General features: G+C 60.7%; 26 protein-coding genes. 15 read left to right on the top strand and 11 right to left on the bottom strand.

Going from position 1 to position 22,663, the window contains the following annotated elements:
- Nucleotides 1-39 precede the first annotated feature (39 nt).
- Both NN484_RS01120 and NN484_RS01115 read right to left on the bottom strand, forming a co-directional pair.
- A complete protein-coding gene (locus tag NN484_RS01120; RefSeq protein WP_215501803.1) occupies nucleotides 40-726 on the bottom strand; it encodes an LrgB family protein in 687 nt (228 codons plus the stop codon).
- Nucleotides 716-1,102, bottom strand: a complete 387-nt coding sequence (locus NN484_RS01115; protein WP_127651118.1) for a CidA/LrgA family protein — start codon at nucleotides 1,100-1,102, stop codon at nucleotides 716-718. The genes NN484_RS01120 and NN484_RS01115 overlap by 11 nt, the downstream gene beginning before the upstream one ends.
- Before the next feature lie 97 nt (nucleotides 1,103-1,199).
- Between NN484_RS01115 and NN484_RS01110 the strand changes: the two genes are divergently transcribed.
- Nucleotides 1,200-2,087: a LysR family transcriptional regulator gene (locus tag NN484_RS01110; protein ID WP_127651119.1), complete on the top strand. Its 888-nt coding sequence runs from the start codon at nucleotides 1,200-1,202 to the stop codon at nucleotides 2,085-2,087.
- Here NN484_RS01110 and NN484_RS01105 read toward each other — a convergent pair.
- Nucleotides 2,077-2,532: a flavodoxin gene (locus NN484_RS01105; protein WP_274658452.1), complete on the bottom strand. Its 456-nt coding sequence runs from the start codon at nucleotides 2,530-2,532 to the stop codon at nucleotides 2,077-2,079. The two genes, NN484_RS01110 and NN484_RS01105, sit on opposite strands and share 11 nt — an antisense overlap.
- Nucleotides 2,533-2,685: 153 nt before the next feature.
- Here NN484_RS01105 and NN484_RS01100 point away from each other — a divergent pair, with 153 nt between their 5' ends.
- Together NN484_RS01100 and NN484_RS01095 are read left to right on the top strand one after the other, a co-directional pair.
- A complete protein-coding gene (locus NN484_RS01100) occupies nucleotides 2,686-3,162 on the top strand; it encodes a PAS domain-containing protein (RefSeq protein ID WP_215501806.1) in 477 nt (158 codons plus the stop codon).
- A 55-nt stretch (nucleotides 3,163-3,217) separates the two neighbouring features.
- Entirely contained in the window at nucleotides 3,218-3,823 is a 606-nt protein-coding gene (locus NN484_RS01095) for a hypothetical protein (protein WP_127651122.1), read from the top strand.
- Nucleotides 3,824-3,826: 3 nt separating this feature from the next.
- Here the strand turns inward: NN484_RS01095 and NN484_RS01090 are convergent, their stop codons facing one another.
- The gene (locus NN484_RS01090) at nucleotides 3,827-4,786 is read right to left on the bottom strand and encodes a MerR family transcriptional regulator (protein ID WP_274658451.1); all 960 of its coding nucleotides are present in this window, start codon (nucleotides 4,784-4,786) and stop codon (nucleotides 3,827-3,829) included.
- Between the two features lie 212 nt (nucleotides 4,787-4,998).
- On the opposite strand from NN484_RS01090, the gene NN484_RS01085 reads away from it, so the two are divergent.
- The 6 genes from NN484_RS01085 (at nucleotide 4,999) to NN484_RS01060 (ending at nucleotide 8,088) form a co-directional block, all read left to right on the top strand.
- Nucleotides 4,999-5,568 carry an antibiotic biosynthesis monooxygenase gene (locus tag NN484_RS01085; RefSeq protein WP_274658450.1) on the top strand — a complete coding sequence of 190 codons (570 nt, stop codon included), beginning with the start codon at nucleotides 4,999-5,001 and terminating at the stop codon, nucleotides 5,566-5,568.
- A 131-nt stretch (nucleotides 5,569-5,699) separates the two neighbouring features.
- Nucleotides 5,700-6,410, top strand: a complete 711-nt coding sequence (gene folM / locus NN484_RS01080; RefSeq protein WP_274658449.1) for a dihydromonapterin reductase — start codon at nucleotides 5,700-5,702, stop codon at nucleotides 6,408-6,410.
- Nucleotides 6,411-6,431: 21 nt separating this feature from the next.
- Complete coding sequence (folE, locus tag NN484_RS01075) at nucleotides 6,432-6,992, top strand: GTP cyclohydrolase I FolE (RefSeq protein ID WP_215501809.1); 561 nt, start codon at nucleotides 6,432-6,434, stop codon at nucleotides 6,990-6,992.
- Nucleotides 6,993-7,364 carry a dihydroneopterin triphosphate 2'-epimerase gene (folX, locus tag NN484_RS01070; RefSeq protein ID WP_047597813.1) on the top strand — a complete coding sequence of 124 codons (372 nt, stop codon included), beginning with the start codon at nucleotides 6,993-6,995 and terminating at the stop codon, nucleotides 7,362-7,364. It abuts the gene before it with no gap.
- A gap of 96 nt (nucleotides 7,365-7,460) precedes the next feature.
- The gene (locus NN484_RS01065) at nucleotides 7,461-7,757 is read left to right on the top strand and encodes a DUF1244 domain-containing protein (RefSeq protein WP_215501810.1); all 297 of its coding nucleotides are present in this window, start codon (nucleotides 7,461-7,463) and stop codon (nucleotides 7,755-7,757) included.
- Nucleotides 7,750-8,088 (top strand): HopJ type III effector protein, encoded by a 339-nt coding sequence (locus NN484_RS01060; RefSeq protein WP_127651126.1) that lies wholly within the window; start codon nucleotides 7,750-7,752, stop codon nucleotides 8,086-8,088. Before NN484_RS01065 ends, NN484_RS01060 begins: the two co-directional genes overlap by 8 nt.
- Before the next feature lie 125 nt (nucleotides 8,089-8,213).
- On the opposite strand, the gene trxB is transcribed toward NN484_RS01060, so the two are convergent.
- The gene (gene trxB, locus NN484_RS01055) at nucleotides 8,214-9,176 is read right to left on the bottom strand and encodes a thioredoxin-disulfide reductase (protein ID WP_003221727.1); all 963 of its coding nucleotides are present in this window, start codon (nucleotides 9,174-9,176) and stop codon (nucleotides 8,214-8,216) included.
- Nucleotides 9,177-9,486: 310 nt separating this feature from the next.
- Here trxB and cysZ point away from each other — a divergent pair, with 310 nt between their 5' ends.
- Entirely contained in the window at nucleotides 9,487-10,239 is a 753-nt protein-coding gene (gene cysZ / locus NN484_RS01050; protein WP_047597828.1) for a sulfate transporter CysZ, read from the top strand.
- A 54-nt stretch (nucleotides 10,240-10,293) separates the two neighbouring features.
- Nucleotides 10,294-11,493, top strand: a complete 1,200-nt coding sequence (locus tag NN484_RS01045; RefSeq protein WP_274658448.1) for a glycosyltransferase family 4 protein — start codon at nucleotides 10,294-10,296, stop codon at nucleotides 11,491-11,493.
- A 110-nt stretch (nucleotides 11,494-11,603) separates the two neighbouring features.
- Here the strand turns inward: NN484_RS01045 and NN484_RS01040 are convergent, their stop codons facing one another.
- The 3 genes from NN484_RS01040 to NN484_RS01030 all read right to left on the bottom strand — a co-directional run bounded on the left by NN484_RS01040 (nucleotide 11,604) and on the right by NN484_RS01030 (nucleotide 13,998).
- On the bottom strand, nucleotides 11,604-12,707 hold the full coding sequence (locus tag NN484_RS01040; RefSeq protein WP_274658447.1) for an NADH:flavin oxidoreductase: 1,104 nt from the start codon (nucleotides 12,705-12,707) through the stop codon (nucleotides 11,604-11,606).
- Nucleotides 12,708-12,906: 199 nt separating this feature from the next.
- A complete protein-coding gene (locus NN484_RS01035; protein ID WP_095190878.1) occupies nucleotides 12,907-13,389 on the bottom strand; it encodes a glutathione peroxidase in 483 nt (160 codons plus the stop codon).
- A gap of 123 nt (nucleotides 13,390-13,512) precedes the next feature.
- Nucleotides 13,513-13,998 (bottom strand): FKBP-type peptidyl-prolyl cis-trans isomerase, encoded by a 486-nt coding sequence (locus NN484_RS01030; protein WP_064586001.1) that lies wholly within the window; start codon nucleotides 13,996-13,998, stop codon nucleotides 13,513-13,515.
- Here NN484_RS01030 and NN484_RS01025 point away from each other — a divergent pair.
- The 3 genes from NN484_RS01025 to NN484_RS01015 are packed head-to-tail and all read left to right on the top strand — an operon-like array spanning nucleotide 13,967 to nucleotide 17,359.
- A complete protein-coding gene (locus tag NN484_RS01025) occupies nucleotides 13,967-14,293 on the top strand; it encodes a DUF3565 domain-containing protein (RefSeq protein ID WP_080593221.1) in 327 nt (108 codons plus the stop codon). The genes NN484_RS01030 and NN484_RS01025 overlap by 32 nt on opposite strands.
- Before the next feature lie 60 nt (nucleotides 14,294-14,353).
- Nucleotides 14,354-16,453, top strand: a complete 2,100-nt coding sequence (pta, locus tag NN484_RS01020; protein WP_215501814.1) for a phosphate acetyltransferase — start codon at nucleotides 14,354-14,356, stop codon at nucleotides 16,451-16,453.
- Complete coding sequence (locus NN484_RS01015; RefSeq protein ID WP_274658446.1) at nucleotides 16,454-17,359, top strand: acyltransferase; 906 nt, start codon at nucleotides 16,454-16,456, stop codon at nucleotides 17,357-17,359. It abuts the gene before it with no gap.
- 194 nt (nucleotides 17,360-17,553) lie between these two features.
- Here NN484_RS01015 and cysN read toward each other — a convergent pair whose 3' ends face one another.
- From cysN to NN484_RS01000, 3 genes are all read right to left on the bottom strand, one after another.
- On the bottom strand, nucleotides 17,554-19,452 hold the full coding sequence (gene cysN / locus NN484_RS01010) for a sulfate adenylyltransferase subunit CysN (protein ID WP_127651131.1): 1,899 nt from the start codon (nucleotides 19,450-19,452) through the stop codon (nucleotides 17,554-17,556).
- A 9-nt stretch (nucleotides 19,453-19,461) separates the two neighbouring features.
- Complete coding sequence (gene cysD / locus NN484_RS01005; protein WP_127651132.1) at nucleotides 19,462-20,379, bottom strand: sulfate adenylyltransferase subunit CysD; 918 nt, start codon at nucleotides 20,377-20,379, stop codon at nucleotides 19,462-19,464.
- A gap of 246 nt (nucleotides 20,380-20,625) precedes the next feature.
- Nucleotides 20,626-21,384, bottom strand: coding sequence for a Nif3-like dinuclear metal center hexameric protein (locus NN484_RS01000; RefSeq protein ID WP_127651133.1), 759 nt, complete (start codon nucleotides 21,382-21,384; stop codon nucleotides 20,626-20,628).
- A gap of 103 nt (nucleotides 21,385-21,487) precedes the next feature.
- Here NN484_RS01000 and algW point away from each other — a divergent pair, with 103 nt between their 5' ends.
- Complete coding sequence (gene algW / locus NN484_RS00995; RefSeq protein WP_127651134.1) at nucleotides 21,488-22,645, top strand: Do family serine endopeptidase AlgW; 1,158 nt, start codon at nucleotides 21,488-21,490, stop codon at nucleotides 22,643-22,645.
- The last annotated feature ends 18 nt before the right edge of the window (nucleotides 22,646-22,663 follow it).

Here is a 22,663-nt window from a genome sequence, read left to right as displayed (position 1 = left end):
GACTGAGCGGGTCAGCAATGCAATCTCCTTGGATCCATGTCAAAGCAACGACGCCAACAAAGGCGCGGCGAACAGATTGAGCAGCCCGGTCAGGACCATCACCAGCCCCGCCACCGAGCCTTCCTCACCGCCCACTTCATGGGCCCGACTGACGCCGGCACCGTGCGCGCCGACCCCGAACAACGCACCGCGCGCCAAGGCACTGCGCAGCGGTAACCACTTGAGCAATACCCCGCCGAGCATCGCGCCAAAGACCCCGGTAAACATCACGAACACCGCGGTCAATTCCGGCACGCCGCCAAGATCCTGCGCCAGCGGCATGGCGAACGGCGTGGTGATCGAACGCGGCACCAACGACATCGTCACCGAACTGTCCAGCGCCAACGCCTTTGCCAATCCGAACGAGGTGGCGATGGAAGCGGTGCTGCCGGCCAGCATGCCCAGCAGCAGCGCCGACCAATGCTGCATCAACAGACGCCGCTGCTGCCAGATCGGCACGGCGAAAGCGACCGTGACCGGGCCGAGCACCAGCATCAACCAGTGGGTGTTGCTGGCGTATTCGGCATACGCCGTGTGCAGTGGCACCGCGAGGGCCAGCAACAGCGCCGGCACCAGAATCAGTGGCGACAGCAAATAACGCCCGGTGCGCCGATAGATCCAGCGGCTGAACAGGTACGCCAGCAAGGTGAAGGCAAGCCAGAACATCGGCATCAGTTCAAACTTCATGGGAACGCCTCATTCGCACAGCCAACTCCACGGTGAACGCGGTCACCAGCATCACCATCAGGGTGCTGACGCCGATCACCAGCAGGATCCGCCAGCCGTCATTGCGCAGCAGCGCGCCGTAATCGAGCAGGCTCATCAACGCCGGAATAAAGAACAGCAGCATCTCGGCCATCAACAGCCCAGCGCCCAACTGCAGCGCGGCCGGTTTGACCCAGCCGAAGGCGAACGCCAGCAGCAACAGGGCCATGCCGATTACGCCACCGGGAATCGGCCAGGCCAGCCATGCGGCGATCCGGCAGCCGAGCAGGTAGAGGCCGAGTAACACGGCCAGTTCGGCCAACAGACGGGAAAGATGCTTGAGTGGGGCGGGTTTCATGATTTTTGCTCCTGACAGGGGCTTATTTTACGAAGCCGACTGTCATCCCCGAAGCGAATTGTTAGACTCGAAGCCATTCCAAAATGGAATCAGGTAGATGGAATTCAAACAGCTGCGCAGTTTTGTCGAAGTCATGCATCAGGGCGGCTTTACCCAAGCGGCGAAAACCCTGCACATCAGCCAGTCGGCGGTGAGCAAACAAGTCGCGCAACTCGAACAGAGCCTGGGCACGCCGCTGCTTGAACGGCTGGGTTCACAACTGCGCCTGACCGCTGCCGGCAGCGTGGTGCTGCAACGGGCCGAAGGCATGTTGCGCCTGCGCAATGAGCTGCTCAGGGAGCTGGACGATCTGAGTCATCTGGCGCGCGGGGAGTTGCGCCTCGGCTTGCCGTTGCTGGGCAGCGACGCGCTGTTCGCCGGGCTGTTTGCCGAGTACCGGCGGCGCTATCCGAACATCAGCATTCAACTGCTTGAAGGCGGCAGTCGCAACGTCGAGCAAGCGGTGCTGAGTGGCGAACTGGAGTTGGGCGGCAGCTTGCTGCCGAAAGACCCGCAGTTCGACTTTCAGCCGTTCTGCGATGAGAAACTCGATGTGCTGCTGCCGGTGGATCATCCGCTGGCGGCACGCGGCGAGATTGGCCTGGAGGAATTGGCCGAGACGCCATTCCTGCTGTATCAGCGCAGCTTCGTGCTCAATGATCGCCTGCTGCAGGCCTGCCAGCAGATGGGTTTCACCCCCAAGGAAGGCGGGCGCAGCGGGCAGGCGGATTTTCTCGTCGCCCTGGTGGCCGCCGGGCAAGGCGTGGTGTTGCTGCCCAGCGTGGTCGCCCGGGCACTGGAGCGCCCGGGCGTGGTGCGCCTGACCTTGCGCGCGCCAGACTACTTGCGCTGGGACATCGCCTTCATCTGGCGTCAGGGCGCCTATCTGTCGAAAGCCGCCCAGGCCTGGCTGGCATTGCTGCGCGAGCGCGCGATCAGCCCTTGAGGTCGCTGATCAATTGCGCCAGCCAAGGCTCGGCGTCGGTTTCCGGCGTCACGCTTTCGCTGGCGTCCAGACGCAGCATCTCCTGCACCTCACGCACGCCGAGCTCGGCGAACAACTCACGCATCAGCTCGCCGCCACCGCAGAACGTATCGCCATAACTGGCATCGCCCAGACCGATCACCGCACCCGGCAGGCCACGCCAGGCCATGGGCAGTTGATCGCGAATGCTTGAGTACAACGGCTGCAAGTTGTCCGGCAGCTCGCCCATGCCGGTGGTCGAAGTCACGGCGAGCAACGCTTCAGGGCCGAACGCCTGGATGTCCGCCAGGCTGGCGCGTGGGTTGTAGAAGGTTTCAAAACCGGCGTCTTTCAGCAGGTCTTGCGCATGACGGGCGACTTCTTCGGCCGTGCCATAAACCGAGCCGGAGAGGATGGCGACTTTCATCAATCTGATCCTGAAGCTGAAAAAAATGAGCCGGGATAGTAGCAGCCCGACACAAAAGCCGCGATCCGCGCTCAATTAGCGGTGGTGGCCGGTAGACAGCGGCGTTGGAACTTCTAGAATGCCAGCCAACATCAACACTGAACGGATTCATTGATGATCAATGCCAGCCTGCTGCAAATGGTGATCAACGCGTCGAATGACGGAATCGTGGTAGCCGAGAAGGAAGGTGAACAGGACAACATCCTGATTTACGTAAACCCGGCCTTCGAGCGCCTGACCGGTTACACCAGCGAAGAGATTCTTTATCAGGACTGCCGCTTTCTGCAGTCCGGAGACCGTGATCAGGCCAGCCTGACGCTGATCCGCGACACCTTGCGCGATGGCGGCTCGTGCCGGGAAATCCTGCGCAACTACCGCAAGGACGGCACGCCGTTCTGGAACGAACTGTCGCTGTCGACGGTGAAAAATGCCGACGACGGCCAGACCTATTTCGTCGGTGTGCAGAAAGACGTCACGGTTCAGGTCAAGGCGCAACAACGCGTCGCGCAACTGGAAGCGCAGGTGGCTGCGCTGCAAGCCGAACTCTCCGCCTTGAAAGCGACGAACGGCGAAAACAAAACTGCGAACTAACTGTCAGTAACTACAATCACCAATGACTTTGTAACTATTACTTTCGAGCCAGGCCATGCAACGCGACGCCCTCTTGACCCAGGATGAGCTGGATTTCATCCAGACCATGCAGCACAACCCGCAGCTCAATGTGCGGGATGCAACGTCGAGCCTGCTGGTCAATGGCGGTTCGCAGATCCGTGACCTGCTCACGCGCCTGGCCGCTCATGAACAAGTGACCATTCAGGCCAACTTCGAAAATCAGCAAATGACCTTCCCGCTGCATCTGGTGGAAGACGAATTCCACGCCTTGCACCTGCGTCTGGGCGTGCCGAGCATTTACGAAGACGGGCCGATGGTTCGCCCTTGGCGACTGACCCTCGAAGAGCCAGTGGCGCTGGAAAATGCCAAGGGCCAACCGGGCATGATGTGGGTGCACGAGGTGTCGCACAAAGGCGTGCTGCTGGAAATGCGCAACAAGACCAAGCCACCCAAGCATTTCGCCCTGTGGTTCAGCCCTTCAGGTTATGAGCGGATTTCCCTGCGTGGCAATTTCGAGCGGGAAACCGAGCACGGTTTCTTCGCCTACGCGCTGAGCCAGACCGATGCCGATGAAACCGAGCGTCTGCGCCAGTTCATCCTGCAACAACATCGCCTGACTCACCCCGCCCTGCACACCTGAGTTTCAGGTATCGAGTTTACCCGCGAGAAATTGCGTCAGGCGCTGCAGCATCGTGGCGCCTTCGTTGCCCAGGCAGCCGATCGGCGAACCGGCCAGGGCGTCTTGCGCCAGATCCGCCGCATCCCCGGCCAACAACAACGGACAATCGAGACTCAGCGCCAGCCGATTCAGGCGTCGCGGCAACTCCGCTGTCGGCGCATGATTGGAAAACAGCACCAATGCCTGAGGTTTGATCTTTTCGCAGACCAGGGTCAACTCGTCGAACGGCTGCTCCGTCGTCAACACCCGCACCCCGGTTTCTCCACCGCTGAGAAACAGCGCCGCCACCAGCAATTCCAGTTCACGGCAATGCCCTGCCAGGGCGCTGACGATGATTTTGCGCGGCTGCGGCTTGCGTAACACGAGGATCCGCCCCAACACCCGGGTGCGCAAAAAGCCATCGAGAAACAGCCATTCACTGGTTTGCCCGAACGCTTCGCGATGCTGAAGCAGGCGTCGCCACAGCGGCAACAGAATGTCCTGGAACACCACCGGCAATGGGTAGGATGCAAAGATCTGCGAGTAGACCCGATCCAGTTCCAGATCGTCGAAAGCGCTGACCGCACGCTGCACCTGGTCCTGCCACTGTTGATAGTCCGCCTTCACCTGGTCATCGGAAATGATCTGCGACAGCGCCTTCAGCGGTTCGGTCTTGGCGAGAATCTTGCCAACCTTGCTGACCGCTACCCCACGGTCGATCCACTCGACAATGCTGCGCACACGCTCAATATCGGTCATCGAGTACAGTCGATGCCCACTTTCGGTGCGTACCGGCTCAATCAAACCGTAGCGGCGCTCCCATGCTCGCAGCGTGACCGGGTTCACCCCGGTCAGCCGTGACACTTCACGAATGGGGAACAGCTCTTCGCGTTCGAGCGCGGCAGATGCCTGCGAAGCAGGGCTAACGTCCGTGATAACAACCATTATGCAGGTGTGTCCGCTCATCAGATTTGGATCCCATTCTACATCCGATGTCCTCTATCGGTTCAACCCATGAACAGGAACGAAAGTCTCTGAAACTGTCATCAAAATCAGGAATAATCCTTGCTTGTTGAAAAGCGCAGGCCCCTACCCCCAGCCTGCGTATGGCGAAACTCCTACCCGGAGCGACGCACTTGGAAATACGGAGATACAAAATGTCTACTTCCCCCGTCACGCTGATGGTGGCACGTCGTGTCGCCGATGGCCGCTATCAGGAGCTGATTGCCTGGCTGCGCGAAGGCGAACAACTGGCCACTGACTTCCCCGGTTACCTGGGTTCCGGCGTACTCGCACCGCCGCCCGGTGACAACGAATTCCAGATCATTTTCCGCTTCGTCGACGAGCAGACCCTGCACGCCTGGGAGCACTCGGCCTCACGCACCGCATGGCTGTCGCGGGGCAGCGATCTGTTCGCGCATCCCAAAGAACATCGGGTCAGTGGCATCGAAGGCTGGTTCGGCGCGGCAGGCCAGCGCCCCCCACGCTGGAAACAGGCCGTGGCGATCTGGCTGGCGTTCTTCCCGGTGTCGCTGCTGTTCAACTTTGTCCTCGGGCCGTTGCTCGCCGAGATGAGCCTGTTGCCGCGGGTATTGATCAGCACGGCGTGCCTGACACCGTTGATGGTGTACTTCTTCATTCCGTTGTCGACGCGGTTGCTGGCGGGTTGGTTGAACAGCACGCCGACGCGTCCTTTACCGGTGACACCTTCTGCACAAAATCGCTAAAAGATCGCAGCCTCGTCGCACTCGACAGCTTCTATAGGGTGAATGCGCCTCTGTAGGAGCTGCCGAAGGCTGCGATCTTTTCGGCAGCGTCGCTGTTATAGTTTTTGCTCCAACCGCGACGCGAGCCATTCATGACCACTTCCTCCGCCCCGATCCTCATCACCGGTGCCGGCCAGCGTGTCGGTCTGCACTGCGCGCGGCGTTTGCTCGAAGACGGCCACAGCGTCATCTTCACCTACCGTACTGAACGTCCGGGCGTGCAGACACTACGTGATCTGGGTGCTGTCGGGGTATTCGCGGACTTTTCCAGCGAGGCAGGGATTCTCGCCTTTATCGCTGAACTGAAAACCCACACGGAGCGCCTGCGCGCGATCATCCACAACGCCTCCGAATGGCTGGCGGAAACACCGAACAACGAAGCCGAAGCCTTTATGCGCATGGTCAACGTGCACATGCTTGCGCCGTATCTGATCAACCTGCACTGCGCCGACCTGCTTCAGAGATCGACGCCTGCGGACATCATCCACATCAGCGACGACGTCACCCGCAAGGGCAGCAGCAAGCACATCGGTTATTGCGCCAGCAAGGCCGGGCTCGACAACCTGACCCTGTCGTTCGCCGCGCGTTATGCGCCGGCGATCAAGGTCAACGGCATCGCGCCAGCCCTGCTATTGTTCAATCCCGACGACGACGCGGCGTACCGTGCCAAGGCCCTGGCCAAATCCGCGCTGGGCATCGAGCCCGGCAGCGAAGTGATCTATCAGAGCCTGCGCTATCTGCTCGACAACCCTTATGTCACCGGTACGACCCTGACCGTCAACGGCGGAAGGCACATCAAATAACGCCTTGCTGCGAGGATGTCCATGACCCGCTCCCTGCCCGAGAATTACCGCGAGATCCTCATCGGCCTCGGTGAAAACCCCGACCGCGAAGGCCTGCTCGACACCCCGGTGCGCGCGGCCAAGGCCATGCAGTACCTGTGTCACGGCTACGAACAGAGTGTGGATGAGATCGTCAACGGCGCGCTGTTCGCCTCCGACAGCGACGAAATGATCATCGTCGCCGACATCGAGTTGTACTCATTGTGCGAACATCACCTGCTGCCCTTCATCGGCAAGGCCCATGTGGCTTATATTCCGACGGGCAAGGTGCTGGGGCTGTCGAAGATCGCGCGGCTGGTGGACATGTTCGCCCGGCGCCTGCAGATTCAGGAAAACCTCACCCGGCAGATTGCCGATGCGGTGCAGCAAGTCACCGATGCCGCCGGCGTCGCGGTGGTCATCGAGGCCCGGCACATGTGCATGATGATGCGCGGTGTCGAGAAACAGAATTCGACCATGAACACCTCGGTCATGCTCGGCGCCTTTCGCGACTCGAGCAACACCCGCCAGGAGTTCCTGCAATTGATTGGACGGAGCAAGTAAATGTCACAACTTCAACCGGGAATGGCGCGCATCCGGGTCAAGGATCTGCGCTTGCGCACCTTTATCGGAATCAACGAGGACGAGATCCTCAACAAGCAGGATGTACTGATCAACCTGACCATCCTCTACGCCGCGCAGGAAGCGGTGCGCGACAATGACATTGATCACGCACTGAACTACCGCACCATCACCAAGGCGATCATCGCCCACGTCGAGGGCAATCGTTTTGCGCTGCTCGAACGCCTGACCCAGGAACTGCTGGATCTGGTGATGAGCAATACCGCCGTGCTGTACGCCGAAGTCGAAGTCGACAAGCCGCATGCGCTGCGTTTTGCCGAGTCGGTGTCAATAACGCTTGCAGCGAGCCGCTAGCTTCAAGCTTCAAGCGGCAAGCTGTAAACTTCGTATCACCGCCACCCATCTTGCAGCTCGCAGCTCGCCGCTCGAAGCTGTCTCGCAGAGACCCCCATGACCGAGCAACAACGCCTCGAACTCGAAGCCGCCGCCTTCCGCCGGCTGGTCGCCCATCTGGACAGCCGCAAGGACGTGCAGAACATCGACCTGATGAACCTTGCCGGGTTCTGCCGCAACTGCCTGTCCAAGTGGTACAAGGCCGCCGCCGATGACCGTCAGATCGAGGTCAGCCTCGACGACGCCCGTGAAGTGGTTTACGGCATGCCTTACGCCGAGTGGAAAGCCCAATACCAGCAAGAAGCCAGCGCCGAACAACAGACGGCGTTCGCCAAAGGAAAACCCAATGAGTGATCTGAACACCCTGCGCGCCAGCCTCAAGAGCGGCGAGCACCTTTTCGCCGACACCCTGGCGTTCATCGCCGCTGGTTACGACTATCAGCCGCAAGCGTTCAACAACGGCGGCGTGGAAAACGCGGCCGGGCAGAACGAAGGTTCGTGCAAGACCCTGGGGCTGGCGCTGCTGGAAGGCTTGAGCGATGAAGAAGCGCTGCTGGCGTTCGGCGAACATTACCGTTCGGTGGTGGCGACGCCTGAGGGCAGCGATCACGGCAATATCCGGGCGCTGATCAAGCACGGTCTGGCCGGTGTGAAGTTCACCGCCCAGCCGCTGACCCGCCGCTGATTCAAGATCAAAAGATCGCAGCCTCCGGCAGCTCCTACACCGATCTCCGTAGGAGCTGCCGGAGGCTGCGATCTTTTGATTCTCATAAAAAAACCGGCCGAAGCCGGTTTTTTTGTGTCTGCGATTTAGAACGAAGCGTTCTGCAGACCGTCCAGGTAACGCTCGGTGTCCAGTGCCGCCATGCAGCCGGCGCCGGCCGAGGTGATGGCCTGACGATAAACGTGGTCAGCCACATCACCGGCAGCGAAGATGCCTTCGACGCTGGTTGCAGTGGCGTTGCCGTCACGGCCGCCCTGCACCACCAGGTAACCGTCTTTCAGGGTCAGTTGGCCTTCGAACAGCGAGGTGTTCGGGGTGTGGCCGATGGCGATGAACACGCCGTCGACTTTGATTTCGTCGAAGCTGCCGTCGTTGTTCTTCAGGCGCGCACCGGTCACGCCCATGTTGTCGCCCAGCACTTCGTCGAGGTTGGCGTTCAACTTGAGGATGATCTTGCCTTCGGCCACGCGGGCGTTGAGCTTGTCGATCAGGATCTTCTCGGCGCGGAAGGTTTCGCGACGGTGGATCAGGGTCACGGTGCTGGCGATGTTGGCCAGGTACAGCGCTTCTTCAACAGCGGTGTTGCCGCCGCCCACCACAGCCACTGGCTTGTTGCGGTAGAAGAAACCGTCGCAGGTCGCGCAGGCAGAAACGCCTTTGCCCATGAACGCTTCTTCCGACGGCAGGCCCAGGTAACGAGCGCTGGCGCCGGTGGCGATGATCAGGGCGTCGCAGGTGTAGGTCGCGCTGTCGCCGGTCAGGGTGTACGGCTTGGCAGCGAAGTCCACGGCGTTGATGTGATCGAAAACGATCTCGGTTTCAAAACGCTCGGCGTGCTCACGCATCCGCTCCATCAGTGCCGGGCCGGTCAGGCCGTGCACGTCGCCCGGCCAGTTGTCGACTTCGGTGGTGGTGGTCAGTTGACCGCCGGCCTGCATGCCAGTGATCAGCAGTGGCTTGAGGTTGGCACGGGCGGCGTAGACCGCAGCGCTGTAACCGGCAGGGCCGGAACCGAGAATAATCACTCGCGAATGACGGACTTCAGACATGACCTGCTCCTGTTGACCGGGCCGAAAAACGGGCGCGGATCGCCGGACTGCCGGCGGGAATAAAAAAGGACCGTGGAAACCTTGGGGAAGGCTTGAGCTCGACAGTCCTGTAAAAAGTTGGGTGCAGCGTATCGAGGGGGGCAAGATTAAGGAAATACGGTTTAACAATCCAGCTCATAGGTGGTCTCTATGCGCACACACTGACGAGATGGACGTCTTTGTTACAGTGCATGTCGATCACTCTGCCGCGCTTTCACCACTAGTGCAAAGCCGGTAAGGTCGGCGCGTTTTCCCTTGCTCGGAGCACCTTATGCCCGCCCCTGTTCTGTCCGGCCCGCAATACCTGCGCGAAGGCCTCAAACTGGTTCTCAGCCCAGGCCTGCGCCTGTTCGTGTTGTTGCCGCTGGCGATCAATCTGGTGCTGTTCGTCGGATTGATCTATCTGGCAGGCCATCAGTTCAGCCTGTGGGTCGACAGCCTGATGCCGTCGCTGCCCGACTGGCTGAGTTTCCTCAGCTACATCCTCTGGCCATTGTTCGTGGTGCTGGTGGCGCTGATGGTGTTCTTCACCTTCACCATGCTCGCCAACGTCATCGCCGCGCCGTTCAACGGCTTCCTTGCCGAGAAAGTGGAAGTGGTGGTGCGCGGCACCGATGACTTCCCGGCGTTCAGCTGGGGCGAACTGATCGCGATGATCCCGCGCACCCTCGCCCGGGAAATGCGCAAGCTCGGCTACTTCCTGCCGCGAGCGATCGGCCTGTTCATCCTCTCGTTCATCCCGGTGGTGAACATCGTCGCCGCGCCGCTGTGGCTGCTGTTCGGCGTGTGGATGATGGCGATCCAGTACATCGACTACCCGGCGGACAACCACAAACTGGGCTGGAACGAGATGCTCGCCTGGCTGCGCGAAAAGCGCTGGCAGAGCATGAGTTTTGGCGGGATCGTCTATCTCGTGCTGCTGATTCCAGTGGTCAACATCCTGATGATGCCGGCCGCTGTCGCCGGAGCGACGCTGTTCTGGGTGCGCGAACGCGGTGCGGAGAACCTCGTCACACAACGCTAAGCCGGTCACCAACGCCCAGTCACAAATCCATCATCCGATCGTCACAGACACGACATGGCCTCAGCCGACACTGAGGTCATGACGACAGCTCTACATATCACTCTGATCAGCGAAACCTTCCCACCGGAAATCAACGGGGTGGCCAATACCCTTGGCCGTTTGTGCGATGGATTACGCGCGCGCGGGCATCAAGTGGAGCTGGTGCGGCCGCGCCAGGCCAGTGATCCGCAGCGCAGCGAGGATGACGCGCTGCTGCTGTGTCGGGGCTGGCCGTTGCCCGGGTACCCGGGGCTGCAATGGGGCCAGTCGTCGATGCACAAACTGCTGCGGCGCTGGAAGCGCCATCGCCCGGACGTGCTGTACATCGCCACCGAAGGCCCGCTCGGCTTGTCGGCGTTACGGGCGGCGCGGCGTCTGGGGATTTCGGTGGTCAGCGGTTTTCACACCAATTTCCAGCAGTACACCAACCAGTACGGGCTGGGCTTGCTGACGCGCTTGCTGACCCATTACCTGCGCTGGTTCCACAACCGCTCGGCGATGACCCTGGTACCCAGTGTCAGTCAACGACTGGAACTGGAGCGCCGCCATTTCGACCGCCTCGCTTTGCTTTCACGAGGTGTGGACAGCCAGTTGTTTCACCCAGCCAAGCGACTGAACGGTTTGCGTGAGCAATGGGGCCTGAGCGAGCAGGACATCGCGGTGATTCACGTCGGCCGCCTGGCCCCGGAGAAGAACCTCGGCCTGCTCAAGCGTTGCTTCGACACACTGCGTAGCACTTATCCACAGCGCAACCTGAAGCTGATCGTGGTCGGCGACGGCCCGCAACGGCTTGCGCTGGAAAAGGAGCTGCCGGAGGCGATCTTCTGTGGTTCACAGCGCGGCGAAGCGCTGGCGGCGCACTATGCCTCGGGGGATATTTTCCTGTTCCCGAGCATGACCGAAACCTTCGGCAACGTGGTGCTCGAAGCGTTGGCTTCCGGCCTGGGAGTGGTGGCGTACGATCAGGCCGCAGCGGCGCAGCACATTCGCCATGGCTACAACGGTGTGTTGGCGATGCCCGGTGATGAAGAGGCGTTCTGCGATGCGGCGGCATGGCTGCTGGAAGAGGATGAGACGTTGCGTTGCGTGCGCCTGAATGCGCGCCAGCATGCCAGCCGCCAGGGGTGGGCGGCGATCATCGAGCAGTTTGAAAAGCATTTGCGTGGCGCATGTGTACGGGAGCAGGTGTTGCCGAATGCGCAGACATTGCCTTAGGTTTCTGCAGATTTTGAAACAGCCATCGCGAGCAGGCTCACTCCTACAATTTGGAACGCATTCCAGTGTAGGAGTGAGCCTGCTCGCGATGGCGTCGGTACTGACAGCGCTTAAACCAGCGTCATCAGCGCCTCACGGCTGAACGGCAGAATGTCCTGCTCACGCCCTTCACGGACTTTCTGCGCCCAGTCCGGATCGACCAGCAACGCACGGCCCACCGCCACCAGATCGAACTCCTCTTTGTTCAGACGCTCCAGCAGGTTCTCCAGACTGGCCGGTTGCGCGACCTTGTCAGTATTGACCATGAACTGCAGGAACTCGCCATCCAGGCCGACGCTGCCAACCGTGATGGTCGGCTTGCCGGTCAGCTTGCGCGTCCAGCCGGCCAGGTTCAGCTCGGAACCGTCGAACTCAGGCTCCCAGAAACGCCGCGTCGAGCAGTGGAAAATGTCCACACCGGCATCGGCCAGCGGCTTGAGGAATTCACCCAGGGCCTCCGGGGTCTGCACCAGACATGCGGTGTAGTCCTGCTGTTTCCACTGCGAGAAGCGGAAAATGATCGGGAAACCCTCGCCGACCGCAGCGCGTACCGCTTGAATCAATTCGATGGCGAAACGCGAACGGTTGGCCAGGTTGCCGCCGTACTCGTCGGTGCGCTGGTTGCTGCCTTCCCAGAAGAACTGGTCGATCAGGTAACCGTGGGCGCCGTGGATCTCCACGCCGTCCATGCCGATGCTTTGCGCATCCTTGGCCGCCTGGGCGAATGCGGCGATGACGTCCTGAATGTCCTGCTTGCTCATGCCGTGCACCACGACCTGACCGTCCTTGAGTTTTTCCGACGGGCCGTAACCCGGCACGCTGGCGTCCGGCTCGGTGCCGATGCGGCGCACGCTGCCCACGTGCCACAGCTGCGGAACAATCTTGCCGCCCTCGGCATGCACCGCGTCGACGACTTTTTTCCAGCCGGCCAATGGCGCGTCACCAAAGAACTGCGGCACGTTCGGGTAACCGTTGGAGGCAACGTGGCCGACGGTGGTGCCTTCGGTGATGATCAGGCCGACGCCGGCGGCGGCACGGCGACGGTAGTACTCGATGACTTTGGAGTTGGGTACGCCGCCCGGGGAAAACGAGCGGGTCATCGGCGCCATGACCACACGGGTCGGCAGTTCGAGGGTACCGAGGTGGAACGGTTTGAACAGGGCTTGGACCGGCATTGGAAGGCTCCGCAGGGAATGACTTTATGACGGCGATAATATGGAGAGTCGCAAGCCTTGAACAGCATTATTGATTTGGGTGATCAAGGATCAAAAGACACAAAGCAAAAGATCGCAGCCTTCGGCAGCTCCTACCTGTAATCGAATTACCGAATCACTGTAGGAGCTGCCGAAGGCTGCGATCTTTTGATCTTGCTGTTCAGCTCAGCGCTTTTTCAATCGCGTGAACAATGGTCGGATCATCCGGCGCAGTGCGCGGCGAGAATCGCGCCAGCACCCGGCCGTCCTTGCCGAGCAGGAATTTCTCGAAGTTCCAGGTGATGTCACCGGGAAACTCCGCGCCCTCGCCCGCCAGCAGGCGGTAGAGCTGATGACGGTCGTGACCGTTGACTTCGAGTTTGCTCGACAACGGAAAGGTGACACCGTAGTTGAGGCTGCAGAACTCTTGAATTTCCTGTTCGCTACCAGGTTCCTGACCGGCAAACTGATTGCACGGCAGGCCCAGCACACTGAAGCCTTTGCCTTTGAATTGCTGGTAGAGGTTTTCCAGTGCCGCGTACTGTGGGGTCAAGCCGCATTTGGAGGCGACGTTGACCACCAGCACGACTTGGCCCTTGAAAGGCGCCAGCGGTAGCTCCTGACCATCCAGGGCTGTCAACTTAAGGTCGTGAAAAGCACTCATGACGTACTCCAGGATTCCCGTGTTCTACTCGAAACAGCCACTTGGCGAGACCACCAAGGACAGCCGCGGACTAAAAAGGCGCCCGCAGGCGCCTCTCCAGTACTCGAAGCTTAGCGCAGAAAATCAGTGGTGATGGCCACCTTCGCCATGGACGTGGCCATGAGCGACTTCTTCCTGGCTGGCATCACGGATATCAACGACCTTCACTTTGAAGTTCAGGCGCTGACCGGCCAGTGGGTGGTTACCGTCGACGGTAACGTCGTCGCCGTCCAGGTCACGGATGGTCACGATCTGCATCTGGCCGTCCGGCGCCGACGCGTGGAACTGCATGCCGACTTCCAGCTCGTCAACGCCTTCGAACATGCTGCGGCTCAGGGTGCTGACCAGTTCGGCAGCGTATTCGCCATAAGCGTCTTCCGGTTCAACGGAAACTTCCAGCTCGTCACCAACAGCTTTGCCTTCCAGGGCTTTTTCCAGGCCCGGGATGATGTTGCCTGCGCCTTGCAGGTAGACCAGCGGAGCGCCGCCGGCGGAGCTGTCGATGACCTCACCAGCGTCGTTGGTCAGGGTATAGTCGATGGAGACAGCCTTATTGGCGGCGATCAGCATGGGGCGAGACCTTTTGCATAAGAATATAGAAAGGCCAAGTTTAGCGAAGCAATCGCGCGAAAGCGAACACAACCCGGACAAACGGGATTCGACGATCACCGGTTTCCATCAGGACGAGGACGGTCACTGGGTGGCCGAGCTTTCCTGTGGCCACACCCAGCACCTGCGCCACCAGCCGCCATGGCAATCGCGCGCCTGGGTCCTCGACCCGGCGCAACGTATTGAAAAAATAGGCCAACCCTTTGCCTGCGGTTGGTGCGCACAAGGCTCGGTTAGCGATAACCTTGGCGACTGAATTTCGGTAGGCAGTCACGTATAGATCGCCACCATTGCCATGCACCCTTAGAGAATCCGCATGCAAACTTTTTTTATCGCACCCACCGATTTTGGCGTGGGCCTGACCTCCATCAGCCTCGGGCTGGTGCGTACCCTGGAGCGGGCCGGACTGAAAGTCGGCTTCTTCAAACCGATTGCCCAGCCACATCCGGGCGACACCGGCCCCGAGCGTTCCACCGAACTGGTGGCGCGCACCCACGGCCTGAAACCGCCGCAACCACTGGGCCTGGCCCATGTCGAGCGGATGCTTGGTGACGGCCAGCTCGACGAACTGCTCGAAGAAATCATCGCCCTTTATCAGCAAGCCGCCATCGGCAAAGACGTGCTGGTGGTCGAAGGCATGGTGCCGACCCGCAGCGCCAGCTACGCCGCGCGCGTCAACCTGCATCTGGCGAAAAGCCTGGATGCCGAGGTGATTCTGGTCTCGGCGCCGGAAAACGAAGTCCTCGCCGAACTCTCCGGCCGCGTGGAATTGCAGGCGCAATTGTTCGGTGGCCCGAAAGACCCGAAAGTCCTCGGGGTGATCCTCAACAAGGTCAAGACCGACGAGAGCATGGACGCCTTCGCCGCGCGTCTGAAGGAACATTCGCCGTTGTTGCGCAGCGGTGATTTCCGCCTGCTCGGCTGCATTCCGTTTCAGCCGGAACTCAACGCACCGCGCACCCGTGACGTCGCCGACCTGATGGGCGCGCAGGTGCTCAACGCCGGCGACTACGAAACCCGGCGCATGACCAAAATCATTATTTGCGCGCGCACCATGCGCAACACCGTGGAGCTGCTCAAGCCCGGCGTGCTGGTGGTGACCCCGGGTGACCGCGACGACATCATCCTCGCGGTCAGCCTCGCGGCGCTCAATGGCGTACCGCTGGCCGGCCTGTTGCTGACCAGCGACACCCTGCCCGATCCGCGCATCATGGACTTGTGTCGTGGCGCGTTGCAGGCCGGTTTGCCGGTGCTGTCGGTGAGCACCGGCTCCTACGACACCGCCAACCTGCTCAACGGTCTGAACAAGGAAATCCCCATCGATGACCGCGAACGCGCGGAGATCATCACCGATTTCGTCGCCAGCCATCTCGACGCCAAGTGGCTGCATCAACGCTGCGGTACGCCGCGAGAAATGCGCCTGTCGCCCGCCGTGTTCCGTTATCAATTGATTCAACGGGCGCAGTCGGCGAACAAGCGCATCGTCCTGCCCGAAGGCAGCGAGCCGCTCACCGTGCAAGCGGCGGCGATCTGTCAGGAGCGCGGGATCGCCCGTTGCGTGTTGCTGGCCAAACCCGAGGACGTCGAAGCCGTGGCCCGCGCTCAGGGCATCGAGTTGCCGCCGGGGCTGGAAATCCTTGATCCGGACCTGATCCGCGAACGTTACATCGAGCCGATGGTCGCCCTGCGCAAGAGCAAAAGCCTCAACGCGCCGATGGCCGAACAGCAACTGGAAGACACCGTGGTGATCGGCACGATGATGCTCGCGCTGGATGAAGTCGACGGGCTGGTGTCGGGTGTGATCAACACCACCGCCAACACCATCCGCCCGGCCCTGCAACTGATCAAGACCGCGCCGGGCTGCACGCTGGTGTCCTCGGTATTCTTCATGCTGTTTCCCGAAGAAGTGCTGGTTTACGGTGACTGCGTGATGAACCCGCACCCGAGCGCAACAGAACTGGCCGAGATCGCTCTGCAAAGCGCCGACTCGGCGGCGGCTTTCGGCATCACCCCACGGGTGGCGATGATCAGCTACTCCAGCGGCGAATCCGCCAGCGGTGAAGAAGTCGAGAAAGTCCGCGAAGCCACCCTGCTCGCCCATGAGCAACAGCATTCGCTGCTGATCGACGGCCCGCTGCAATACGATGCGGCTGCCAACGCAGAAGTCGCCCGGCAACTGGCGCCGAACAGCCAGGTGGCCGGTCGCGCCACGGTGTTCGTGTTCCCTGACCTGAACACCGGCAACACCACCCACAAAGCCGTGCAACGCAGCGCCGACTGCGTCAGCCTCGGCCCGATGCTGCAAGGCCTGCGCAAACCGGTGAACGATCTGCCGCGCGGCGCGCAGGTCGACGACATTGTCTACACCATCGCCCTGACCGCGATTCAAGCCGCCAACCGACCTATGGATGTGTAAATGCTGGACTTTCTCCCTGCACCGCTGCGCGGCGTGATCGCCTCGTTGTTGCTGGCGCTCAATACGATTCTGCTGTGCTCGTTTCTGTTCTGCGTGGCGCTGATCAAAGTGCTGCCGTTCGACCTCGCCCGACGCGCCTCGCTGTGGCTGATGAGCCACACCCACGAAGCGTGGATCAGCTACAACAAGGCCTGGATGAACCTGGTGCGCCGCACGCGCTGGCACGTCAGCGGCCTGCAAGGCCTGGACTACCAACACTCGTACCTGATCACCAGCAACCACCAGAGCTGGGTCGACATTCTGGTGCTGCAATACGTGCTCAACCGGCGTATTCAGCCGTTGAAGTTCTTCCTCAAGCAGGAGCTGATCTGGGTCCCGGTGATCGGTCTGGCGTGGTGGGCACTGGGCTTTCCGTTCATGAAGCGCTACTCCAAGGCCTATCTGGAAAAGCACCCGGAAAAGAAAGGCAAGGACCTGGAAACCACGCGCAAGACCTGCGCGAAATTCCGCAACAACCCGGTGGGGATTTTCAACTTCGTCGAGGGCACGCGCTTCACCGAAGGCAAGCATGCGCAGCAGCAATCACCGTTCAAATACCTGCTCAAGCCCAAGGCTGGTGGCATTGCGTTTGTACTGGACGCGATGGGCGAGCAACTGGAGTCGATCGTCAACGTGACCATCCACTACCCAGGCGGGCGTCCGGGCTTCTGGGATTTGTTGTGCGGCAATGTGCGCGACGTGGTGGTGCACTTTGAAGAGCTGCGGATTCCGCCGGCGTTCATCGGCAAGAACTACGATCAGGACGGCGAATACCGCCTGCAGTTTCAGGGCTGGATCAATCAGCTGTGGCAGGACAAGGATGCGTTGCTGGAACAGATGCACCGCGAGTATCCAGCCAAACGCTAACCCCCTGTAGGAGTGAACCTGCTCGCGATAGCGGTGGATCCGCCACCGCAAATGTTGAATGACACACCGCTATCGCGAGCAGGCTCACTCCTACAGTTGACCGAATTAGCCTGAAATAAAAAGCCCGCCGATGATTGCTCATCGGCGGGCTTTTTATTGCAGCTCGAAGCTAGAAGCTTGCAGCTGCTTCTGTCTTAGATCGCGCCACGCTTGCGCAGCAGATCCAGCACTTGCTTGACGCTTTCTTCCAGCGACAGCGACTGGGTGTCGATCACCAGATCGGCGTTCAGCGGCACGTCGTACGGGAAGGACTCGCCCGGGATGTTGTCGCCACCGGCGGCATACAGACCTTGCGGATCACGCTCGGCGCACACGGCCGGCGAGGCCTGCACGTAAACGGTCAGCAGACGATCCTTGCCGATCAGCTCCTTGACCTGCTCACGCCCTTCGGCACTCGGTGCAACGAACGCTGCCAGTGTCAGCAAGCCTGCCTCGTTGAACTGACGCGCCACGTGCGCGGCACGACGCCAGTTCTCGGTACGGCCGGAGCGATCCTGTGGCAGGCCTTTGTTCAGGTCCTGACGCAGGTTCTGTCCATCGAGCACGAACACCGCACGGCCCATGTCGAACAACTTGCGCTCGACCGCATAGGCCAGCGTGCTCTTGCCGGCGCCCGACAGGCCGCTGAACAGTACGGTCGCCGGTTGCTGGCCGAAGCGTTGGGCACGCTCTTCAGTGGCAACATGCGCCAGTTTGCCGTGGTGCGAAGCCGTCCCATGAGCCACTGGCTGAGCGACGATCATGCCGGCGCCGACGGTGCCGTTGGTCAAACGATCAATGACGATGAATGCGCCGGTGGTGCGGTTGCTGTCGTAACCGTCGAGGGCGATCGGCGCGTCGAGCGCGATCTTCACCTTGCCGATTTCGTTGAGCTGCAACGCGCTCGCCGGGCCTTCTTCGAGGGTGTTCACGTCGACCTTGTTGACGATGCTGGCAATCGAGCCCGGCACGTAACTGGTGGCGCGTTTGATGTCGTATTTCTTGCCTGGCAGCATCGGCTCTTCAGCCATCCACACCAGCATCGCTTCGAAGCTGTCGGTGACCGGCGGCACGTTGTCGGCATGCACCAACAGGTCGCCACGGGAGATGTCGATTTCGTCTTCCATGGTCAGCGTGACAGCCTGACCGGGACCTGCGTGCTCCAGCTCACCTTCGAAGGTGACGATGGACTTCACGCGGCTGCTCTTGCCCGACGGCAGAACAACCACTTCGTCACCCTTGTGCACGATGCCGCTGGCCAGGGTGCCGGCGAAACCGCGGAAGTTCAGGTTCGGACGGTTGACGTACTGCACCGGGAACCGAAGATCGGTGAAGTTGCGGTCGCCCGCCACTTCCACGGTCTCGAGGATTTCCATCAGCGACTGGCCGGTGTACCACGGCGAGCGCTCGGACTTGTTCACCACGTTGTCGCCCTTGAGAGCGGACATCGGCACGAAGTGCATGCTGGTCGGCTTCATTTTCAAGCCTTCGGCGAACTTCAGGTAGTCGGCCTTGATCGACTCGAACACGCCCTGATCGAAGTCTTTCAAGTCCATCTTGTTGATGGCGACGACGATGTGCTTGATGCCCAGCAGCGAGGCAATGAAGCTGTGGCGACGGGTCTGGGTCTGCACGCCGTAACGGGCGTCAACCAGGATGATCGCCAGGTCACAGGTGGACGCACCGGTGGCCATGTTGCGGGTGTACTGTTCATGGCCGGGGGTGTCGGCGATGATGAACTTGCGCTTGGCGGTGGAGAAATAGCGGTAGGCGACATCGATGGTGATGCCCTGCTCACGCTCGGCCTGCAGGCCGTCGACCAGCAACGCCAGGTCAATGTCGTCACCGGTGGTGCCGACTTTCTTCGAATCGCGGGTGATGGCTTCCAGGTGATCTTCGTAGATCATCTTGGAGTCGTGCAGCAGGCGCCCGATCAGGGTGCTCTTGCCGTCATCGACGTTACCGCAGGTCAAAAAGCGCAGCAGCTCTTTACGTTCGTGCTGGCCCAGGTAGGCGAGGATGTCCTCGCTGATCAAATCAGATACGTGCGACATGACAACCCCTTAGAAATAACCCTGACGTTTCTTGTCTTCCATCGAGCCTGCGCCATCGTGGTCGATGACCCGGCCCTGGCGCTCGGAAGTTCGCGTCAGGAGCATTTCCTGAATGATGTCCGTGAGGGTTTCAGCCTCGGACTCCACCGCGCCCGTCAACGGGTAGCAGCCAAGGGTACGGAAACGCACTTTCTTTTTGACGATGCGCGCCTTGTCCTCATCGGACAGGTGTTCGAGGATACGGTCGTCGTCGATCATGATCAGCGTGCCGTTCTTCTCGATCACGTCGCGCTCGGCCGCGAAGTACAGCGGCACAATCGGGATGCCTTCGAGGTAGATGTACTGCCAGATGTCCAGCTCGGTCCAGTTCGACAGCGGGAACACACGAATGGATTCGCCCTTGTTGACCTTGCCGTTGTAGACGTTCCACAGCTCCGGACGCTGGTTTTTCGGGTCCCAGCGGTGCTTGCTGTCGCGGAACGAGTACACGCGCTCTTTGGCGCGGGACTTCTCTTCATCGCGACGGGCGCCGCCAAAAGCTGCGTCGAAACCATGCTTGTCGAGTGCCTGCTTCAGGCCCTCGGTCTTCATGATATCGGTGTGCTTGGCGCTGCCGTGGGTGAACGGGTTGATGTTCTGCGCCACGCCATCGGGGTTGATGTGGGTGATCAGATCCAGACCCAGTTCCTCGACCATCTTGTCGCGGAACTTGTACATCTCCTGGAATTTCCAGCGAGTGTCGACGTGCATCACCGGAAACGGCAGTTTGCCCGGGAAGAACGCCTTGCGTGCCAGGTGCAGCATCACGGCGGAGTCTTTACCGATGGAGTACAGCATCACCGGGTTGTCGAACTCGGCGGCCACCTCGCGGATGATGTGGATGCTTTCCGCCTCCAGCTGTTTCAGATGCGTCAGTTTGTCGACCATGGCTACTCACGAAAGCTTTCTTATGAACGGCCAGCGGGCCGTGTTCGAGCGGGGAATCCTAGCACAGCGTCCTTCTTCTAATCAGGGCGCAAGCTAGAACGAAAGAGCATATGAATATGCCCACCCGTTTGGGCGATGCCCCCTGTAGGAGCTGCCGAAGGCTGCGATCTTTTGATCTGGTCTTTTAAAAAACAAGATCAAAAGATCGCAGCCTTCGGCAGCTCCTGCACAGGGGAGTGGTGCTCGTCAGATCGGGTTGGGGCAATCGATGAAGATGTGTTCGAGTGCGAAGCGCTTCGCCAGATAATCGCCCAACGCCTGCACGCCGTAACGCTCGGTGGCGTGGTGCCCGGCGGCGATGAAGCTGATGTCGTTTTCCCGAGCGCTGTGGAAAGTCTGCTCGGAGGCTTCACCGCTGAGGAACAGATCAACGCCCGCCGCCACGCCCTGATCGATATAACCCTGACCGCCACCGGTGCACCAGCCGACCCGGCGGATCATCGCGCTGCCTTCGACCAGCAGCGGCTCGCGGCCCATGACGTCTTGCACCTTGCGGGCGAAATCACGCGGGGTCATGGGTTCGCTCAACGAACCGACCAGCCCGACAATCTTCAGGTTGTCCGGATCCAGCGGCCCTTCGACGGTAATGTCCAGTTGACGCGCCAGTTGCACGTTGTTGCCGACCTCCGGGTGCAGGTCCAGCGGCAAGTGGTAGGCGAGCAGACTGATGTCGTGCTTGAGCAAGGTCTTGAGCCGGCGCTGCTTCATGCCGGTGATGCACGGGTTCTCGCCTTTCCAGAAATAGCCGTGATGCACCAGCACCAGATCGGCTTCGGCCTCCACTGCGGCGTCGAGCAAGGCCTGACTGGCGGTGACGCCGCTGACAATGCGCATCACCTGCGGACGGCCTTCGACCTGCAGGCCGTTGGGGCAATAATCGGCAATTTTTGCACTGCCAAGGTAACGGTCGGCTTCTTCGACGAGGGTGCTGAGGGCGACGGCCATGAAAGACTCCTAAATATCCCGTTCAGAGGCGCGCGCGGCCTCGTATAATGCGCGACATTATGGGCGGTCTGACCCCGCCTGCAACTTTTCCAGGACGTGCTTAATGCTCAAGGCGCTGCGTTTTTTCGGCTGGCCGCTGTTGGCCGGTGTGCTTATCGCTCTGTTGATTATTCAGCGTTACCCGCAGTGGGTCGGGCTCCCGAGTCTCGACGTCAACCTGCAACAGGCTCCGCAGACCACCAGCGTGCAGCAGGGGCCGGTGTCCTATGCCGACGCGGTGACCACCGCCGCGCCATCGGTGGTCAACCTCTACACCACCAAGGTCATCAACAAACCGGCGCACCCGCTGTTTGAAGACCCGCAGTTCCGACGCTTCTTCGGTGACAACTCGCCGAAGCAGAAACGCATGGAGTCGAGCCTCGGTTCCGGCGTAATCATGAGCCCGGAAGGCTACATCCTCACCAACAACCACGTGACCACCGGCGCCGATCAGATCGTTGTCGCCCTCAAGGACGGTCGCGAAACCCTCGCCCGGGTGATCGGCAGCGATCCGGAAACCGATCTCGCGGTGCTGAAGATCGACCTGAAAAACCTCCCGGCGATCACTGTCGGCCGCTCCGACAACATCCGCATCGGCGACGTCGCACTGGCCATCGGCAACCCGTTCGGCGTCGGCCAGACCGTGACCATGGGCATCATCAGCGCCACCGGGCGTAACCAGTTGGGCCTGAACAACTACGAAGACTTCATCCAGACCGACGCGGCCATCAACCCGGGCAACTCCGGCGGCGCGCTGGTCGATGCCAACGGCAACCTCACCGGCATCAACACCGCGATCTTCTCCAAGTCCGGCGGCTCGCAGGGCATCGGTTTCGCGATCCCGGTGAAACTGGCGATGGAAGTGATGAAGTCGATCATCGAGCACGGCCAGGTGATTCGTGGCTGGCTCGGCATTGAAGTACAACCGTTGACCCAGGAACTGGCTGAGTCGTTTGGCCTGTCCGGGCGGCCGGGGATTGTAGTGGCGGGGATCTTCCGCGACGGTCCGGCGCAGAAGGCCGGCCTGCAACTGGGTGACGTGATTCTGAGCATCGATGGCGAACCGGCCGGTGATGGTCGGCGCTCGATGAACCAGGTCGCGCGGATCAAACCGACCGACAAGGTGACCATTCAGGTGATGCGCAACGGCAAAGAGCTGAAGCTGACCGCTGAAATCGGCCTGCGTCCGCCTCCGGCACCGGTGCAGGAAAAAGAAGAGTAAGACGATATTCGCGCCAAT

Origin of the sequence: Pseudomonas serboccidentalis, from assembly GCF_028830055.1 — a bacterium.
In the GTDB taxonomy this organism is placed as follows: domain Bacteria; phylum Pseudomonadota; class Gammaproteobacteria; order Pseudomonadales; family Pseudomonadaceae; genus Aquipseudomonas; species Aquipseudomonas serboccidentalis.
Note: the sequence above shows the minus strand (reverse complement) of the source record. Positions and strands in the feature narration are given on the sequence as shown.